The sequence below is a fragment of the Psychrobacter sp. ANT206 genome (assembly GCF_056880555.1).
The window spans coordinates 2,323,497-2,343,137 of the sequence record NZ_CP096271.1 but is presented as its reverse complement, the minus strand read 5'-3'; the positions used below and the strand labels follow the sequence as shown (position 1 = coordinate 2,343,137).

Sequence of the window (19,641 nt, the reverse complement as noted above, 5' to 3'; positions counted from 1 at the left end):
TATCTTCCTTGATAAAATTATGTGATCTATGTGTCTATGGAGAATTACTTAATCATAGGAAGGTTCAGACCGTAATCCTTAGCAGTTTTGATTGCCAACTCATAGCCAGCATCCGCATGACGCATAACGCCAGAGCCACAATCGTTGACCAGTACTCGCGCCAAGCGCTTGGCAGCGGCATCAGTACCATCGGCGACGATGACCATGCCAGAGTGCTGCGAGTAGCCCATACCAACACCGCCGCCATGATGTAATGATACCCAAGTAGCACCGCCTGCGACATTCAGCATACCGTTTAATAATGCCCAATCCGATACCGCATCTGAGCCATCTTTCATGCTTTCTGTTTCACGGTTTGGACTGGCAACAGAACCGGTGTCCAGATGGTCACGACCGATGACGATTGGGCCTTTTAGCTCGCCGTTTTTGACCATCTCATTGAAGGCAAGACCTGCTTTATCACGCTCACCTAGACCTAACCAGCAGATACGGGCAGGTAATCCTTGGAACTGAATGCGCTCTTTTGCCATGTCTAACCAGCGATGGATATGTTGGTTTTCAGGGAATAGCTCTTTGATTTTTTGATCGGTCTTATAGATATCTTCTGGATCACCTGATAATGCGACCCAGCGGAAGGGACCTTTACCTTGGCAAAACAGCGGACGAATATACGCAGGGACAAAACCTGGGAAATTAAAGGCATTTTTTACGCCTTCATCAAACGCCACCTGACGGATGTTATTACCATAATCAGTCGTTGGGATGTCCATTGCCTGCAAGTCTAGCATCGCCTGTACATGTACGGCACAAGACTGAGCAGCGGCTTTGGTTAGATCAGCATGTTGCTCTGGGTTTTCTTGAGCGGCTTTCCATTCTTCAACCGTCCAACCACTTGGTAGATAGCCATTAATCAAATCATGGGCGGAGGTTTGATCAGTAACCAAATCAGGTTTGATTTCGCCTGCATTGGCACGCTTTACCATCTCAGGCAAGATGTCTGCTGCATTACCAAGTAACGCGATAGAAACGGCTTCACCAGCTGCAGTATGTTGCTTAATGAGCTCATAGGCATGGTCAAGATTGTCAGCTTGTTTATCGACGTAGCCCGTACGCAAACGGAAATCAATACTAGATTGTTGGCATTCGATATTTAGAGAAGTTGCGCCAGCAAAGGTCGCCGCTAGTGGCTGCGCGCCGCCCATACCACCAAGACCAGCAGTCAAAATCCAGCGACCTGCCCAGCTACCGTCGTAATGCTGACGACCAGCTTCGACAAAGGTTTCATAAGTGCCTTGAACGATGCCTTGGGTGCCGATATAAATCCAGCTGCCCGCAGTCATTTGACCGTACATAAACAAGTCTTTACGATCGAGCTCGTTGAAATGCTCCCATGTTGCCCAGCGCGGGACAAGGTTGGAGTTGGCAATCAATACGCGCGGCGCATTTTCATGGGTTTGAAAAACGCCAACTGGTTTGCCAGATTGCACCAATAAGGTTTCATCGTCTTCTAATTCTTTGAGTGACTCTAAAATTTGATCATAGCTTTCCCAATTACGGGCAGCGCGTCCAATACCGCCATAGACGACCAAGCTTTTTGGATTTTCAGCCACATCAGGATGCAGGTTATTTTGTAACATACGATAAGGAGCTTCGGTCAGCCAACTCTTGCAGTGTAGTGTGCTGCCAGTTGGCGCCGCAATATTGCGACTCTCGTCACGGCGAGTATATTCAGGGGTTTTGTTCAATCCATTATCAGTAGTCATGATCCTATCCTTATGATATCTGTTGAGGCAATATGGCAATCAAAGTGAGTCTTGTACGGTCAGTTTGCTAAATTTACTAATACTGCCGTAAAGTTGTATATACAAATTATCAGGAATCATTTTTTCATGCAAGTTTTTTTTCTTTATTGCTGCATTGTTTTTGTGAGTGATTAGACAAACATGCAGCTGCCATATGGTTTTGCTGAGGTTTGTATGATTATCTCGTGTTACTATGACGCTATTCTTATTGGTAAAACTAACGGTTAAAAATGGATACGACAAAGACGATTCCGGCATATCAACGCATTAAAAATGCGATATTGGACAATATCCATTCAGGTAAATGGCAAGCGGGCAATGCGATTTCTACCGAAATGGCGTTGGCAGAAGAGTTTGGCGTCTCTCGTATGACGGTCAACCGTGCTTTAAAGGAATTGAGCGAAGAGCGAGTATTGGAGCGCCGTCAAGGGTCGGGGACGTTTGTTGCGCAGCAGCAGTTTAATCATACATTTGTAGAAGTGCGTAATATTGCCCAAGACTTAAAGTCTGCCAATCGTGATTATCAGGCAAAAGTTGTCAGTAAGCGTGGCATTACTGCTGCTATGCTCAATGATGAGCTACGGCGTAAATTTGGTCTTGAGAAAATGGTTGAAACTTTTGAATTGAAAAAAGGTAAAAGTATTGATAGCGAAGCCGCTGTTTTATATGAGGTCAAGATTATCCATTTTGCAGATGGTCAGCCGATACAGTTTGAAGAGCGCTGGGTAGATGCTCTAAAGGTTCCAGAGTTTATCGAGCAAGATTTTAGCGTGGTCAATACCAGTGATTATCTCATTGCAAAAAGCCCACTGGAGCGCGGTAGCTATACTATTCGAGCACTAGCCGCACCCGATGAGATTGCAGCGTTACTACAGATTACCGCGCAGTCGCCTACATTGGTACTTTGTCGTCAAACTTACTCAGCGGGTCAAGTACTGACTTTTGTCAAAATGTGGCATGCAGGTGAGCGGTACCAGTTTTCAGGTGAACTATAACAACCTTACGCATATTCACTATTTTTGTACGTTTATTCTTTCTAAATTGCGTTAATATACACATGAGCAGGTGATTAATTGGCAGATTTAGAATAAGTATTTGTCATAAAACGCCTCAAATTTTCAAGAATAAAATAAAACCAGCATTGAAAAATATGCTGTGTATCCTCAAATTGAGCAGTCACAGTCAAATAATACCAAGCAGATATTTATGATGATATCTGCTTGTTCTTCAGTACGATTTTATTGGCAGGACATATTTTGCTTTATTTGACTCAGTCACTTTTATTTACTCACTATGATAAGGACGTCTTATGAAACGTCGCACGCTTTTAGCCCTTGCCGCAAGTACCGTATTGCTTGCCGCTTGTGGTCAATCACCTACCAATGATGCTGAAACCAAGGCAACTGATACCGCTGCAAGTGGCGGTTCTGATTTGCTACAGCGTATCAATAACGGCGGCACTATCAACGTCGGTACCGAAGGCACTTATCCTCCATTCACTTATCATGATGAGAGCGGCAAACTGACCGGCTATGATGTAGAAGTGACGCGTGCCGTTGCTGACAAACTTGGCGTTAAAGTTGAGTTTCAAGAAACCCAGTGGGATGCAATGCTCGCAGGTTTGGACGCCAAGCGTTTTGATATGGTTGCCAACCAAGTCAGCTTGACCACGCCTGAGCGTTTAGCAAAATACGATAAAGCGCAAGCGTATAGCTGGTCGGGTGCAGTGGTTTTAGCGCCAAAAGATGATAACCGTTATAGCTCGTGGGAGGCTTTAAAAGGTCTGCGTAGCGCTCAATCACTGACCAGCAACTATGGTGAGCTTGCAGAGCGTTATCAAGCTGAAGTCATCCCTGTTGATGGTATGGCTCAAGCGATCCAGCTGGTCAAACAAGATCGCGCTGACTTTACCATGAATGACAATCTTGCCATTTTGGATTATCTAAAAAAATTCCCAGATGCGGCGCTTGAGATTAAATTGACGGCCCCTGTCAGTGAGCAAACCGGTTCGGGATTGGTATTGATAAAAGGTGATGATGCGGTATTGGCAAAATTAGACGAAGCCATGGCAGCATTGGCCGCTGATGGAACGCTCACCAAACTGAGCCAAGAATTCTTTGGTGCTGATATAAGTCAACAAAAATAATGCTAGCTTCTATAACGTCAGTGTTAGCAGATTTATTGGCATTATTGCCGTTTATGACTCCTGATCGGGCGCAGATTGTTATCTCGTCTTTTTGGCCGATGCTTAAAGGCGGTATCTATTATTCGATACCGCTGGCATTGATATCGTTTGCGATCGGTATGGCAATTGCGCTGACCGTGGCACTTATTCGTATCGTGCCGCGTGCTGGTTGGGTTCATGAGATTGTCTATAGACTTGCTCGCATCTATGTGTCTGCCATTCGCGGCACGCCGATGCTGGTACAGCTGTTTATTATCTTTTATGGTTTACCAAGTGTTGGGGTCAAGCTTGATCCTTTTCCGTCAGCGATCATCGCTTTTTCGCTCAATATTGGTGCTTATGCGTCAGAGACGGTGCGCGCATCCATTTTGTCTATTCCAAAAGGACAGTGGGAAGCCGGTTCGACTGTCGGCTTGACGTATTTGCAGACCTTTCGCCATGTTATATTGCCGCAGGCACTGCGCGTCTCCGTACCGCCGCTATCTAATACCTTTATCAGTCTGGTAAAAGATACTTCGCTAGCATCGCTCGTATTGGTGACTGAGCTGTTTAAACAAGCGCAGATTATCACCGCGCGTAACTATGAGTTTATGTTGGTCTATATCGAAGCGGCCGTTATCTATTGGGGTATTTGTTTGTTTTTGACCTTTATCCAAGGTAGGCTTGAAACGCGTCTTGATCGTTATGTTGCCAAATAATATCGCTATCAACCCATGATATATTTCTCGCCCCTTTAACCCATGTGTTTTTTAATTTGCAAGTGGACGTCTTATGATTCAAGTCACCAATATTCATAAAGCCTTTAGGAGCAATCAAGTGCTTAAAGGTATCGACTTGACCATCGAAAAGGGCAAAGTGGTGGTCATATTAGGACCATCAGGTTCTGGTAAGACGACGTTTTTGCGGTGTTTGAATGCGCTTGAAATTCCAGATCAAGGTATCATCGCTTTTGATGATGGCAGCCTGACGGTCGATTTTGCCACTAAACCTAAGAAAAAAACCTTACTTGAGCTGCAACGTAAGTCGGGTATGGTGTTTCAATCTTATAATTTATTCCCACATAAGACAGCCATCGAAAACTTAATGCTTGGACCTACGGTGGTACAAGGGCAAAGTAAAGCGCAAGCACGTGAGCAGGCATTAGCATTACTTGATAAAGTGGGTTTGTCTGATAAGGCAGATCTCTATCCGTTTCAGCTATCGGGCGGTCAGCAGCAGCGTATTGGTATTGCTCGTGCATTGGCAATTGAGCCGTCTTTACTGCTATTCGATGAGCCAACGTCTGCGCTTGATCCTGAGCTAGTACAAGATGTGCTTGAAACCATGAAACAGCTGGCATCAGAAGGTTGGACGATGGTTGTTGTTACTCATGAAATAAATTTTGCCCGCGATGTCGCTGATCATGTGGTTTTGATTGAAGATGGTAAAATTGTCGAAGAGGGCAGTGCTAAGCAGTTATTCGAGGACTCCAAGCATCCGCGTACGCAAGCGTTTTTACAGCGTATTGAACAGTAATAAGTTTGAAAGATGCTAAATAAAAAGCCCCAACTATATTCATAGTAGGGGCTTTTTTTTGATTCAACAGAAAGGAACCTAAGGCTATTAAAAGTGATTATAGGATATCGACTAAATCCTTTGCCGTCTTTTTAGCCAACGTGGTACGCGAGTAGTAGTACCATTTAGCACAGCATTAAATAAGGCTGCTAGCAGAATGAGTATGACGCCGACATATTGAATCCAAGATAATGATTGATGCAGTAATAGCGTTGCCAAAGCAATCGCGGTTAGAGGCTCAAAGATAGTAAACACTGATGCACGGGTGGCAGGGAGCTTCTCTAATGCCTTCATATAAAGTGCAAAGGGTACGACGGTTCCAATCAAAGACAATCCTAATGCATAGCCCCAAGTAGATAAGGGTAAGGTTAGTAATTGTCCATAAGTGTTATAGGTTTCAGGTAGTAGTAGCAGTATGCCAGCACTGATGATAATAGAGGTAAAAAATACTAAAGGAGCAGGGTGCGCGTCATGCATAGCGCGCTTACCCAATACCCCATATAGGGAATAACATACGCCTGATAATAAACCCAATGCAATACCCCAGTTGACTTGCGCCTGCTCACCTAACATCGTCAAGCCGACACCAAATACTGCCATGAGTGCCAGTAGGGCTGACTGCCGAGTAATGGATTCATTAAGCAAGAATGCTGAAAATAATAAGCTAAAAACGGGCGCAGTATATAGCAAGGCGACTGCAGGACCAGCACCGACATAGATAACGGCAAAAAAATAGCAAACCGACATGCCGAGTACACCAATCAACGACTGTAGTGCCAGTCCGAGCCACTGTTTTGGACGCAACTTTATTAGCTGTGGCCATAGTTTTGGTAGCATAACGAGGATGATAAGAGCAGCGGTCACGATACGTAAAATGGTCGTTTGCCAGCCACTAAAGCCATTTTGGTTGAGATAGGTTGAGAATATCCCTAAAGTACCCCAGCAGACAGCGGCTGTAATGATTTGAATGGTGCCTATCCATGACTGCCGTGCTGACATTGCGCTATCGGTATGTGCCATATCGCTCTCTATTTTTATTTGTTACCAAGTTCAAAGAATAAGCGGTCCAAGCCTTCTGGCTGATTACTTAATAATATGCTGAAATAACAAAAGACAACCTGATTAAAGGCTGCCTTTTGTTTGTTTTTTCAGTCTATCATTAAAGCGTTAATTAAGTACTAACACAAGTCAGTTAGGCATAAAATGCAATTTATTTGAGTTAGATGCAGGCTTCACTTCAGCTTATTACTCTTTAGCGTCATATCCTCCAAACCAGCTTAAGCATCGTGATTTACACCTGAAGTAAAAAATTCGTCAATAAACGCTTGGCACCTTCGGTCGCAAATGACTCTGGGTGAAACTGCACGCCTTGAATCGGATAGTCTTTGTGCTGCACACCCATTATCTCATCACCAGCCAGCGCCGATTCAGTCAACTCTAAATCGTTATGTTCATCATTAGCGACGACAGCTGTGACAGTCAAACAATCCGGTAGCGTATCTGCTTGTACCATCAATGAATGATAGCGCATGATTTCTAACTCCTGTGGCAAATCATTATAAATGCCCGCACTATCATGACGAATGGCTGAAACTTTACCATGCATCGGCACACTGGCGCGTATCACGTCACCGCCAAATACATGAGCAATGCCCTGCATGCCTAAGCAAACGCCCAGTAGTGGCGTCGTTTTGCCCATCACTTCAATCACTTCGGCACAAATGCCAAAATAGGCAGGATCATCAGGTGACCCTGGACCGGGTGAGATAATAATACGGTCAAGACTCATCGCTTGTACGTCTGCTAAGGTTATTTCATTATTACGCTTGACGATGACATTTGCTTGTTTATCATTGTCCATCGTCTGCAAGATCTCACCGATATATTGATAAAGGTTAAAGGTAAATGAGTCGTAATTATCGATAATTAAAACATTCATGGGTAGCCAACTCTTTGATAAATTATATGTGGTTATGGGTTCATAAAGCTGTCTAGTACCACTTTCATAGCAGAAAGCTTACGCTGGATTTCTAGATATTCATCAGCAGGATTGGAGTCGTACACATTGCCGCCACAAGTCTGTGCATAGGCCGATTCACCATTGATAAATAAGCTGCGAATAGGAATGGCAAAAATACAATCGCCGTTAAAGTTAAAGGACCCTAATGCGCCGCCATAAGCACCACGACCATCTGGTTCAAGCTCATTAATCACTTTTATCGCTTCAACTTTTGGTGCGCCTGACAAGGTGCCCGCAGGGAAGTTGCTGGCAAGTGCGCTAAACATATCCTCATCGGGATGCAGAATACCGACGATTTCAGAGGAGATATGCTGTACGTGTGAGAAGCGTTTGATATCCATCAAATTACGCACTTTTACCGTACCAAATTGTGCGACGCGTCCGATATCATTGCGATGCAGATCGACTAGCATATTGTGCTCGGCAATCTCTTTGGCATCATTCAGTAGGGCACGCGCAAGTTTGCGGTCTTCAGCAACATCAACGCCACGCTTAGCCGTACCTGCGAGTGGATAGGTTTCCATCTCTCCCTGACGCAAGCGAAATAGCAATTCAGGTGAGGCACCGATGATACATTGCTGAGCAAATTTCATAAAATACATATGCGGTGATGGATTGACTGCCCGTAGCTTTTCATAAATTGGCATCTTATCGCCCGCAATACGATATTTGGATTTAAAGCCGACTTCACATTGAAAAATACGCCCAGAGATGATGTCCTCTTTGACTTGCATAACGACTTTAGCATGCTCTTCTTGACTCATACCATCACCTAAAAACTCTACGGTGGGCGGTTTATAGCTTGGGATAGGTACATCAAGTAAGGCTTTGATTTGCTCGATGCGATTGTCTTGCTGAGCGGTTGGGTAATAAAAATAGAATATCTCACCAGTCATTTTATCAAGCGTCAAGCCATCTAGATAGACACCAAATTTGAAAGGTTCAAAATCATCGCTTGGCTTGGCATTGAGACTTGGCTCAAAGAAATTGACACAGTCGTAGCCTAGATAGCCGACAAGACCGCCACTTTGCTCACGGGCGATGACGTGCTGCGGAGTAATAGTACGTAAAAGCTGATAAGGATTGTCAGTCTGATAATTTTTGGTTTCAGCGGTTTTATTATCGGTAATGGCAAGGGTAGTGCGGTCGATGGCAGCAATAGTCATCACCGGATCAAAACCAATGGCATGGTGACGTGACATATGGCTGTCTTCACCCAAGGATTCGAGCAAATAACAGGTATCGAAAACCCGTTCAATACGTTTGAATAACGCAAAAAAATCGATATCTTGCGTCAGTTTTATCCGCTGCGGCTTGCTTGGAATATCAATAGTAGCAGGCTGGTCATATTGTAGTGTAGGAGAGGTCATAACGAGGTCCAAAGTAATTCAAATAGGTCTTATAAAATAAATTCAGCTAACATTCTTGGCGTTAATTGTCTTGTCTGTGGGTGGCTAGCAGTGCACTTACATCGTGAATTTGCATGGCTTTGGCACCGCGAGAGACGGTTGCTATACCAACGCCCAACTGTTCGGATATGTCACGCTGGGTGATGCCACGCTCGAGCAAATCAAAAATACAGATACGATTGGCAATCTCGTGTTGCTCTTTAGTCGTTAGTAGCGCTGTTAATAGCTCATCGATAGCATTACTGTCATTGCAATGGGCTAAATGCGTCAACAAGCTACGATAAGGGTCAGTGCTCATAATATTTAATCTTAATAAAAAAAAGGTAAGTGGCTATCTTGTTTCAGTATTCTAGTACAGTAGTACATAAAAAACAAGTAAAGTGATGAATGTTTTAGCATTGCTTGATTAAAGTACTGTTCAAAAATATCAACTTCAGCATAAAAATAAAAAGCCAGCTAATCGTAATGAGCTGGCTTTACTATTAAAAATTTTGCTGGTGTTCTAAAGAACAATGAATGATAGGTTCGAATGAACGATTATGTCTTTATATTGCTTATTTTACTGGACGAATAAACGGCATATGTCTATTCACATCTTTATATAGTAAGTATCTAAATGGACCCGGTCCGCCAGCGTAACAAGATTGTGGGCAGAATGCACGCAGCCACATAAAGTCACCTGCTTCAACTTCTACCCATTCACCGTTCAAGTGATAGACGGCTTTACCTTCTAATACATACAAACCATGTTCCATAACATGCGTTTCATCAAATGGAATCACGCCACCTGGTTGAAACGTCACAATATTCACATGCATGTCGTGACGCATATCAGACTGCTCGGTAAACCTGGTGGTTGTCCATACGCCATCAGTACCTGGCATCTCAATAGCTTCAACATCGTGATCGCTAGTTACAAACGCTTCAGGCACATCAATACCTTCACAGTGCTGATAGGCTTTACGTATCCAATGGAATTTAACGTGCTTATCGCTATTGTTTTTCAGCGTCCATTTGCAGCCAGGTGGTAAAAATGCATAACCACCGGCTTCAAGATGATGCGACACGCCTTCAATAGTCATATCCATTTCACCTTCAACGATGAATACGACGCCTTCGGCATTTGCATCTAGCTCAGGCTTTTCTGAGCCGCCATTTGGTGCTACTTCGACGATATACTGTGAAAAGGTTTCAGAGAAACCGCTTAAAGGACGTGCAAGCACCCACATGCGCATGCCTGTCCAAAAAGGTAAATAACTAATCACGATGTCGGTTAGTACACGTTTAGGAATAATCGCATAAGCTTCGGTGAAGATAGCACGATCGGATAGTAATTGTGTTTGTGGAGGCAATCCGCCAGTTGGTGCGTAATAAGTACTTTTTGTTGTCATGGTTCGTGTTCCTTAGGGTTTTAGTGCCGCGATAAATTTGTGTCTGAACCTTTGATTTTTTATGTGATTAATGCTCTGACATTAGCATAATTATTCATCAGTTGACGATAACCATTAGGCCTGATCTTTAGCTTGCTCAGCAGAGATATCAATGCAAACTTCCCAATCATCAATCTCGAATTCATGGCAGTTGTTACCCTCGCCATTGATGCGATCAATCACTAAAAAGTCACAATCCGCTTTTAGCGCCAGTAGCGGATGATGCCAAACATTGGCATCATACTGTACACCTTGATGCGAATGAGCATAAAACACTTCTAAATCATCAGCTGATTTAGGCGCATCGCCAGCTTTTGCCACAACGACTATATAGTCTGTGCCATTCATAGAAAAGAACGCTTGCGTGCTAAATGGATGGTATTCCATGACCGATAACGTAATAGGGCAGTCACGTCTTTTAGTACGGAAAATACTAAAACCGACTTCTCCGCCATCATGAGTGACTTTTGAGATGGCATTATGACGACAGGCAAAGCCACGATTGATATCCCAGCTGTTTTCAGGACACTTTTCTTGATCATCATAAGGCTCGATTACTGAGCCGTAAGGAGCAAAAGCAGCTTTAGTTAAAGGTTTAGCAATGATTGTAGTTTTCATAAGTTCACCTTTAGATTAATTAGCAATATTATTTATTTGTTCTAGCAACTTATTAAGTGATAGCTCGATTTGAGATAAGAAAATACCGGACATAAGATGTCATTTTTAAGCAATTACAGCACTCAGGTATCAACCACCTTGAGCGTATCATCCGTTAGCTTACGTGGTTGCTACTACGTACGTGCTTATTAATATGATGATACGTCTTATGATTGTTGTTACGTCTTATGATTGTTGTTACGGCTACATCCAGTTGGCGGTGTTATCAGCCGTGGCTGGATGATTTTCATACCAGTGCTTGGCGATTTCATCGCGGCGGCAGATCCAAACGTCGGGTTTACTGGTGATATATTGTAAAAACTGTTTAAGCGCTTTAATGCGACCAGCACGACCAATGATGCGGCAATGCAAACCAATGGTTAGCATCTTGGGAGTGTCTTGACCTTCTTCATATAGAGTGTCAAAGCTGTCTTTTAAGTATTGATAAAAAGGTTCAGCATTGGTGAACCCAGGACTTGAAGAAAAACGCATGTCATTGGTCTCAAGCGTATAAGGAATGACCAGATGCGGTTTGCGAGCAATTTTGTTGCCTTCTTCTACTTTAACATTGAGCCAGTACGGCAGCTCATCAGCATAAGAGTCAGAGTCATAAATGTAGCCGCCTTGTTCTGCGACCAGCTCGCGAGTATTTGGGCTATCGCGACCGGTATACCAGCCAAGAGGCTGATTGCCGACCATCCGCTCAAATATTTCAGTGGCGCGGCGCACATGTTCACGCTCGGTCTCGCGATACATATATTGATAGGTAATCCAGCGCAGTCCGTGACTGGCAATTTCATGACCATCTTCTAGAATGCGCTCGACAATATGCGGTGTTTTTTCGGCAGCGGCTGCACAAGTAAAGGTAGTAATAGGTAAACCATATTCTTTAAAAGTATCTAGTACGCGCCAAACACCCACTCGGCTACCATATTCAAAGGCTGACTCAATCGACTGATGGCGGTTGTTAAATTCTGGCGTACCTAAAACGTCTGATAAAAAACGTTCTGACTGACCGTCGCCATGCAAGACACTGTTCTCTGCGCCTTCTTCGATATTTAGCACAAACTGTACGGCAATCTTAGCGCCGCCCGGCCAATTGGCTTTGGGTGGATGGTCGCCATAGCCTTTTAAATCGCGTGGATAAGCGGCTTGATCAAAGTCGCTGGTTATCTTTTTTTTCATGGTGTTTTATCCTTTATAAAAACAGAGTAATAGATCTGTTAGACATGTAATAACTATTTTTTATTCTACTATTGCACTTCATCTTTCTGACTTCACCGCCTTATTCTACTATGGTGTCAGGATCTACTGCATAAGGGCGCATCAATACCCAATACACGATGCCACCTATTGCCGCGCCTAATAAGAAACCATAACCTTCAAGCTTAGTCAGTGCGGGTATCAATACCGTGGCGATAGAGAATAAAGCGCCGATTGCAAAGGCGATAAGCGCACGGATGTTCCAGCCTTTGTAGTAGTAATAAGCACCAGTTGGTTGAGCGGAAAATAAGTCATTCATATCGATATGTTGACGTTTAATTAGGTAATAATCGATGACTAAGATACCAAAGAATGGAGCGATGACCGCACCAATAGTATTTACAAAACCGACAATACCGATCTTACTGATGAATGATAGCCACAATGCACCAACGAAAAAGGCGATAACAGCAGTAATTAAACCGCCCATGCGAAAGTTAATATGCTTAGGAAATAAGTTAGCCAAATCGTAAGCAGGGGGAATAAAGTTTGCAACCATATTGATACCGACGGTTGCGGCAAAGAAGGTCAGCGCTGCAATAATGGTCAAGGGTAGAGAATCCACACGATCAACAATATCCGATGGATTGGTCAATGCTTCGCCAAATATTACTAAGGTTCCAGCGGTAATGACCAAAGCAATGAACGAGAAAAATACCATGTTAATCGGCAAACCGAGTAAGTTACCCAAGCGCATATCGCGCTCACTACGCAAAAATCGTGAGAAATCACCGAAGTTTATGACGACTGCTGCGAAATAAGCAACCATCGTACCGACGATAGCAGTAAATGCCTGTATGGAATTTCCACTATAATCGCTGCCACTAGCGAAGATAGAGTTAATCGCAGGTAACAACTCAGAGCCTGATTGATACCAGATGACGGCCATCAGGATGACCATAACGACATAGACTAGCGGTCCTGCCCAATTCAAAAAGTGCTTGATCGGCTCGATGCCTGCCCAAAACAGTAAAATCTGAAATACCCAAACGATGACAAAGGCAATCCAAGCGGTACTATTCAAGCCTAAAAATGTCGTATCTGGGCTACCTATGACAATAGTCAACAAAATGGCAACTGCAGTTGAGGCAAAGTAGGTCTGCACCCCGTACCAAAAGATACCGATAATAGCGCGTAAGATGGCAGGTAAGTTAGCGCCATTGATACCCATGCTGGCACGTATCAAGACTGGAAAAGGGATGCCATATTTGACACTGGGTTTACCAGTTAAGTTGACCATCAGCATGACGATGAATCCTGAGCAGATAATCGCTGCCATGACCCACCACCCATTCAGTCCATAACTCAAAAATAAGGAGGCCGCTAAGGTATAACCGAATAAGCTCTGAATATCATTGGACCAAACATTAAATATCGCAAACCAACCCCAATTACGCTGTTCAGGCTGTAGTGGGGCAAGATCTTCATTATATAATCTTGATTTTTTGCGTTCTGGATTAAAGGTATTGCAATCATAGAGCGCGCTATTGGATTGAGTACTGAGCTGACTTCCTTGCTTATTCGCAGTGGACATCCTTTTCTCCCTTTAGATTGGAATCAATCGAAATAAACATTGTTAACACTTATTAATGTTTATTGTTAACACTTTAAGGATGTCTAGGTCATTGGTCAAGATAATTGTTTGATCAGCGTTTACTCTTCTTTGTCTAGAATGCTCATTTATAACCCTGAAGCATAAGCGACCAGTTGTTGGCGCTCTTCATCGCTCAGCTGAGTGATATTACCCAGTGGCATATAACCACTTTGTACGGCAGTCACAATCTTAGCTTGATGAGTTTTTATGTCTGCAGGGGTTTGGATAATAATACCCGCTGGCGGCGCATTAAATCCAGCTTGGGTTGGTTGTGCCGCATGGCAAACGCTACATTTCGCTTCTACTACTTTCATGATAGCATCGTCAGCTGAAGCAACAACAGGTACTACTTCGGTAGCGGCAGTTTCGCCAGCAACTGCATTGGGATCAGCCTCTGTAGCAGTAGCAGGTGCTACCGTATTCGTATCTTGAGTGACAGCAGCAGGCGGTGTATCTGTCGGTGCTACTTCAGTGACAGCAGGCGTCTTGATTGGAGAAACTGGTAATGGCTCAATCGGTGCTGGACGCATCCAGATAATCAATAGTACGGTTGCTATCGCAGGAATCACTAAGAATTTTGGTCTATTGCGACCTAAGTGTTTTTCGTTAAAATAATGACGAGCCGTTGCAGTGATGACACCAATGAATACCAATATCAACCAACCATGTGCATGTGAATACATCATTGGATAGTGATTACTAATCATGATAAAGATTAGCGGTAGGGTAAAGTAGTTATTCATTAATGAGCGGTTTCTGGCCATCAATGCCAAATCTGCTACTTCTGGACCTGGTTTGACACCGCGGCGTACACAATCTACGAGTGCGCGCTGAGCTGGCATAATACCAAAGAAGACATTACCTGCCATGATAGTACCTAAAATGGCACCGACATGGATAAAGGAAGCGCGATCACTAAACAGTTGGTATGAGCCCCAAGTGGCAATAATCATGAGTACAAAGATAGTGATACTGAAAGCCAGTTTATTTTTGCCGACATTGCTGCGTACAATGACTTCATAAATAAAATAACTACCGAATAAGAACAGTAAACTGGTCGATATAGCACCAACGCTGCTACCAAAGTCAACTTTGCTCGGATCAATCAAGTAAGCCGTGGCATTGATATAGTAGACGATAATGAGCATCGCCATACCGGTCAGCCATGTGGTATAGGCTTCCCACTTAAACCAATGCAGCGTTTTTGGCATCTCTTCAGGTTCAAGCTTGTATTTGGCAATTTCATAGAAACCACCACCATGTACTGCCCAAAGATCACCTGAAATGCCTTTTTTGGCTTTCCATTCTGGTGGCTTCTGAAGACTCATATCTAGCCATACAAAGTAAAATGATGCGCCAATCCATGCTACACCAGCGATAACGTGAAACCAGCGGAAAAATAAGCTTAGCCAATCGAGAAGATATGCACCCATGTTGTCAATGTCCTTTTATATTATTATATCTTGGTAACTCGTAACGACTTTTGCTCACCTTCGTTATTATAAAAGATTGTGATACAACGTAGCGATACCAGCATTATTCATTTGGTCTTAAATCACTGACCTCATTGTCAGGTGTTTAAAGTTTCTAGCACTCGTTTAGCCTTGTTTTTATAAGGTTTCGAGTCATAAAGCTATGGAATCATGATCCGCGATAAGTGCCGTAGCCGTGTGCGCTAAGCAGTAGCGGTACATGGTAGTGACCGTTATCTTGTATCATAAAATCGATGACCACTTGCGGATAAAATACTGTAAGGTTTTGCGTATCAAAATATGCTTTGGTATCAAAGGTCAGCGTATAGCGACCGATATCTAAATGATACTCGGCAATATCAATCTCTGGGTTAAATGCCCAGCTATCTGGCGTCACGCGACCATCAGCGTTGGTGACACCGTTTGCCAATAATGACGGCTCGCCACTGGCACTAATACGATGTAACGTCACTGCGATGTCAGCGGCAGGCTTGCCAAGATGGGTGTCTAAAATATGTGATGAAAGAGTACCTGACATAATAATTCCTTTTATGTATGAGAGAGACAAAGCAAGATTTAAGCGTCGCCTAACAGTTTTTGTAAACGCAAACGCGTGATTTTATTTTGTTCAGTAGCCGCATTGAGCAATTCAGTCTCGCGATCATTTGGCAGGCGTGCTTGCAATAGATCAAGCATTTGCTGCGCGCTTTTACCAGTTGCAAAGACAATAAAGATAAAGCCGAATTTATCGAGATAGTCTTGATTGCCTTGTGCTAACGCTTCAAGTACCGCATCTTCAGCGTCATTGGCGCCTGATTGCTCATGAGCGGCACTGTCTTGCGTATTGCGATACTTCTCTTTTAATGAGTCGACATTGCCAATCTGTGGGTGACCATCAAAGGCTTCTAGCAAGTTAGCTTCATCCGCTTTAGCTTGTTGCCATGCGTCATCGCTTACACTCAGTAGCGCTTTTATATCTGCAAACGGACGTGCGTCTGCCAAGGTTTGCGCCCATTGGCTACTGGTACAGCACGTTAGAAATTCTGAGGTCGCATCGGTTTGCGAGAGGGCGTTCAGTTGCGCTAGTGATAAGCTCACAGTGATATCCTTATCTGTTGACACAAAGTGTTGACGGATACACATTTATCATTTGAGTGATATGAATTTATAAGGTACAGACAGTATCGTGTGCTGATATTAGTCTGTTGATTACTTAACTCAGGGAAAAACTCAGGTGAAAGTAGTATCGATTGAGTCATAATTGGTTAATATATATCCATTCTGCTTAAACCTGACTAAATGGTCAACTACTTTATGCAAAATATTTTTATTTTTTACTAGATATGCTAATAATCGGTGTGTTTATTCACAGTTTATCTTAAAGTCACGCTAGAATATGGTACTTACTGATATAAATGTCTAATGGTGCAACCTATGACTCAAATTTCTAAAGCAAAAGCTTCATCCGCCTCTGAGAGCGTGGTTCATCGCAATCAGCATGATATTCGTGCCCAAAACCAAGCGGTGATTTTGACTGCCGCTGAAGAAGAGTTTGTGCTGAAAAGCTATCGCGGTGCCACCATGCAAGGTATCGCTGATCGAGCAGGGCTGCCAAAAGCCAATGTGCATTACTATTTTAAAAGTAAGACCAATCTGTACAAAGTAGTTTTGCGTGCCATCATTCAAGAGTGGAATGATGGCTTGGTGACGATGACGGTAGACAGCGATCCAAGAACCGTTATCGAAAAGTTCGTCCGCACCAAATTGCATCAAGCATTTGCAAACCCAAATCGCCATAAGCTATTTGCGTTAGAGGTCATCGGCGGTGCCCCGCATTTACATGATTTTATGTCGACTGCGATGAAAGATTGGGCACTGGATAAAACACAAGTCATGAAGATATGGCATGAGCAAGGCAAAATTGCCATTGCTGACCCTTTACAGCTTTTGATTTTGATTTGGGCAACCACGCAGCGCTATGCAGAGTTTGAAACAGAAATCGTCGGCTTAATGCAAAAGAGCGCGTATGATGAGACAGACGAGGCACGCGCTGCTGACTTCTTAATACCTTTTATACTACGAGGTTGCGGACTCGAGTAGGGGTAGATTGGAACAACTGCTATTAATGAATGGCTTGACGCATAAAGGATTGCTTTAACGATATCGCTGCTAATTAGCGCTTTATCATTAAGGCAATCCTTTTCTTTTGTCACTCAGCAAAGTCTTTTACATTGTCTTAGAAAATCATCTAACCCTTCACTTTTAAGCGGCTTCACGAGCAGGCTTCACGTCATCCTCGGCATGCTGGTCAGCCGTATCAAACTCCGCACCAAAACTTTTTGGTAAAATCATATCAAGCGTAATCGCGATAATACCCGATACGGTCACTGCTGAACCAAAGATATTACGGAACATCTGCGGCATTTGTGCAAATACATCAGGCACAAAGGCAACACCCATCGCCAAACCTAGAGAAGTGGCTATGATTAAGATATTACGATGGGTAAAGTTTACGGTCGAAAGTATGCGAATACCAGCAGTCGCTACGGTTGCAAACATCAACAGTGTCACACCACCAACTACTGGTTTTGGCAGCTGAGTGAAGATAGCACCTAGGATAGGGAATAAACCCATAAAAAATAAGATACCGCCGACATAGAAGCCCACATAGCGACTAGCGATACCCGTCATCTGAATAACGCCATTATTCTGGCTAAAAGTAGTGACTGGGAAGCTGTTAAAGATACCAGCAATGGCAGAGTTGACACCATCGGCTAGTACCCCGCCTTTGATACGTTTCTCATATAGTGGACCTTTGATAGGCTCACCTGAGATCATCGACGTCGCGGTCAAATCACCAGCAGTCTCGATACTGGTAATGATATACATAAAAGCAATCGGTATAAACGCTTGCCAATCAAAACTAAAGCCAAACTTGAAAGGCACAGGTACAGTCAGTAGCGGGGCTTGTGAGACTAATGAGAAGTCAATACGACCCATAAATGCTGCTACCAGCAAGCCTAACATCAGACCAATAAAAATAGCGCTTGAGCGAATAACTTTGTTAGGTACGATACTAATAAGCACGACACTGATTAATACCCCGCCACCCAGTAGCAAATTCTCCATGCTACCAAAATTCTCTGCACCAACACCGCCTGCTAGATCGGTTAGACCCACTTTGGTTAGGGACAAACCAATAGTGACAATGACACAGCCAGTGACGATAGGGCTCATCAAGGATTTAAGTTTAGTAATAAACTGACTCAAGAATATCTCGACAAAGGCGCCTAAGAATGTCACGCCAAAGATTACAGAGAGAATCTCCTCAGGACTACCACCTCGGTTTTTTACTACAAAACCTGCTGCTAACACTGCCGCTAAAAAACCAAAGCTGGTGCCTTGCAGAGCCATCAGCCCTGAACCGACAGGACCAAATTTACGGGTTTGAATAAAGGTTGAAACCCCAGATACCATTAGCGCCATACTGATCAGGTAGGGAATATGCTCACCTAGACCCAAAGCACCGCCAATAATCAATGAGGGCGTAATAACACCAACGAAAGCGGCGAGTACATGTTGTACCGCACCTAGAAATGCTTTTGCAGGCGCAGGACGGTCGTGCAGTCCGTACAATAAATCGGGATTTCCTTGAGTATGCTCACTCATTTTGGCTTTCTCCTAAAGTGACTTTTAGTCCAAGCTCTGTAAAGATATTTAGAGACAGCGTTACGTTGATAAATAGGAGACATATGAGGGTCTCTATAAATCCTTATCGCACTAGCTGTTTACACAGTATCAAACACAGAGTCGCATGATCCTTATGCAAATACATGCAAGCAAATAACCAGTCTTTCTCAGTCTGACCGATAGTCGTATGTACAAACCTGACTAAATAGTCAACTATCTTAGGGTATATGTAATTGGCAGTATATTGCAATACTTTTTTTTGATATTCAGCGTTTATAAATAATCACTCTGTCGCTGATAATCGCCTCCGCATATAGTTAGAACTTATCTAGACAGCAATAGACTAAAGGTATTCATCAGATGTGCAGGTGCTGATACAAGCGTACAAAGATATTAAAAGAAAATTTTTCAGTTTAAATATTGCCAAATTGTTAATACTTCGTTATTATGCCTGTCAATATTTAAACGCTAATCATTATCATTAACATTAATAATGTCATTCTTATATGAAACTTAATAATTATTAAAGCATCAAGCTTTTTAGAAAGTGATTTTGGGCAAAAAT

Annotated in this window: 18 protein-coding genes; 5 read left to right on the top strand and 13 right to left on the bottom strand. The window is 43.2% G+C overall.

What is annotated here, in order from left to right; all coding sequences use genetic code 11:
• Window positions 1-44: 44 nt before the first annotated feature.
• Window positions 45-1,763: a urocanate hydratase gene (gene hutU, locus M0221_RS09710; RefSeq protein WP_020444102.1), complete on the bottom strand. Its 1,719-nt coding sequence runs from the start codon at window positions 1,761-1,763 to the stop codon at window positions 45-47.
• Between the two features lie 269 nt (window positions 1,764-2,032).
• Here hutU and M0221_RS09705 point away from each other — a divergent pair, with 269 nt between their 5' ends.
• The 4 genes from M0221_RS09705 (at window position 2,033) to M0221_RS09690 (ending at window position 5,502) form a co-directional block, all read left to right on the top strand.
• Window positions 2,033-2,797 (top strand): UTRA domain-containing protein, encoded by a 765-nt coding sequence (locus tag M0221_RS09705; protein ID WP_483283704.1) that lies wholly within the window; start codon window positions 2,033-2,035, stop codon window positions 2,795-2,797.
• Window positions 2,798-3,111: 314 nt separating this feature from the next.
• Window positions 3,112-3,948, top strand: a complete 837-nt coding sequence (locus M0221_RS09700) for an amino acid ABC transporter substrate-binding protein (protein ID WP_011514248.1) — start codon at window positions 3,112-3,114, stop codon at window positions 3,946-3,948.
• Window positions 3,948-4,685, top strand: coding sequence for an amino acid ABC transporter permease (locus tag M0221_RS09695; protein ID WP_483283703.1), 738 nt, complete (start codon window positions 3,948-3,950; stop codon window positions 4,683-4,685). The genes M0221_RS09700 and M0221_RS09695 overlap by 1 nt, the downstream gene beginning before the upstream one ends.
• Window positions 4,686-4,758: 73 nt before the next feature.
• The gene (locus M0221_RS09690) at window positions 4,759-5,502 is read left to right on the top strand and encodes an amino acid ABC transporter ATP-binding protein (RefSeq protein ID WP_483283702.1); all 744 of its coding nucleotides are present in this window, start codon (window positions 4,759-4,761) and stop codon (window positions 5,500-5,502) included.
• A 111-nt stretch (window positions 5,503-5,613) separates the two neighbouring features.
• Here M0221_RS09690 and M0221_RS09685 read toward each other — a convergent pair whose 3' ends face one another.
• The 11 genes from M0221_RS09685 to uraD all read right to left on the bottom strand — a co-directional run bounded on the left by M0221_RS09685 (window position 5,614) and on the right by uraD (window position 16,484).
• Entirely contained in the window at window positions 5,614-6,561 is a 948-nt protein-coding gene (locus M0221_RS09685; protein ID WP_483283701.1) for a DMT family transporter, read from the bottom strand.
• A 271-nt stretch (window positions 6,562-6,832) separates the two neighbouring features.
• On the bottom strand, window positions 6,833-7,480 hold the full coding sequence (locus M0221_RS09680; RefSeq protein WP_483283700.1) for an anthranilate synthase component II: 648 nt from the start codon (window positions 7,478-7,480) through the stop codon (window positions 6,833-6,835).
• Between the two features lie 32 nt (window positions 7,481-7,512).
• On the bottom strand, window positions 7,513-8,931 hold the full coding sequence (locus M0221_RS09675; protein ID WP_483283699.1) for an anthranilate synthase component I family protein: 1,419 nt from the start codon (window positions 8,929-8,931) through the stop codon (window positions 7,513-7,515).
• A gap of 61 nt (window positions 8,932-8,992) precedes the next feature.
• Window positions 8,993-9,268 carry a Trp family transcriptional regulator gene (locus M0221_RS09670; RefSeq protein ID WP_440826299.1) on the bottom strand — a complete coding sequence of 92 codons (276 nt, stop codon included), beginning with the start codon at window positions 9,266-9,268 and terminating at the stop codon, window positions 8,993-8,995.
• A 256-nt stretch (window positions 9,269-9,524) separates the two neighbouring features.
• Window positions 9,525-10,361, bottom strand: coding sequence for a bifunctional allantoicase/(S)-ureidoglycine aminohydrolase (locus tag M0221_RS09665; protein WP_149409246.1), 837 nt, complete (start codon window positions 10,359-10,361; stop codon window positions 9,525-9,527).
• A gap of 114 nt (window positions 10,362-10,475) precedes the next feature.
• A complete protein-coding gene (locus M0221_RS09660) occupies window positions 10,476-11,018 on the bottom strand; it encodes an ureidoglycolate lyase (protein ID WP_483283698.1) in 543 nt (180 codons plus the stop codon).
• A gap of 243 nt (window positions 11,019-11,261) precedes the next feature.
• Window positions 11,262-12,242, bottom strand: coding sequence for an allantoinase PuuE (gene puuE / locus M0221_RS09655; RefSeq protein ID WP_011514239.1), 981 nt, complete (start codon window positions 12,240-12,242; stop codon window positions 11,262-11,264).
• 100 nt (window positions 12,243-12,342) lie between these two features.
• On the bottom strand, window positions 12,343-13,854 hold the full coding sequence (locus tag M0221_RS09650; protein WP_483283697.1) for an NCS1 family nucleobase:cation symporter-1: 1,512 nt from the start codon (window positions 13,852-13,854) through the stop codon (window positions 12,343-12,345).
• 146 nt (window positions 13,855-14,000) lie between these two features.
• A complete protein-coding gene (locus M0221_RS09645; RefSeq protein ID WP_483283696.1) occupies window positions 14,001-15,347 on the bottom strand; it encodes a urate hydroxylase PuuD in 1,347 nt (448 codons plus the stop codon).
• A 208-nt stretch (window positions 15,348-15,555) separates the two neighbouring features.
• Complete coding sequence (gene uraH / locus M0221_RS09640) at window positions 15,556-15,924, bottom strand: hydroxyisourate hydrolase (protein WP_483283695.1); 369 nt, start codon at window positions 15,922-15,924, stop codon at window positions 15,556-15,558.
• 38 nt (window positions 15,925-15,962) lie between these two features.
• Window positions 15,963-16,484 carry a 2-oxo-4-hydroxy-4-carboxy-5-ureidoimidazoline decarboxylase gene (gene uraD / locus M0221_RS09635; RefSeq protein ID WP_483283694.1) on the bottom strand — a complete coding sequence of 174 codons (522 nt, stop codon included), beginning with the start codon at window positions 16,482-16,484 and terminating at the stop codon, window positions 15,963-15,965.
• 336 nt (window positions 16,485-16,820) lie between these two features.
• Here uraD and M0221_RS09630 point away from each other — a divergent pair, with 336 nt between their 5' ends.
• Entirely contained in the window at window positions 16,821-17,486 is a 666-nt protein-coding gene (locus tag M0221_RS09630) for a TetR/AcrR family transcriptional regulator (RefSeq protein ID WP_011514234.1), read from the top strand.
• Between the two features lie 162 nt (window positions 17,487-17,648).
• Here M0221_RS09630 and M0221_RS09625 read toward each other — a convergent pair whose 3' ends face one another.
• Entirely contained in the window at window positions 17,649-19,055 is a 1,407-nt protein-coding gene (locus M0221_RS09625; RefSeq protein ID WP_011514233.1) for a uracil-xanthine permease family protein, read from the bottom strand.
• Window positions 19,056-19,641 lie beyond the last annotated feature (586 nt).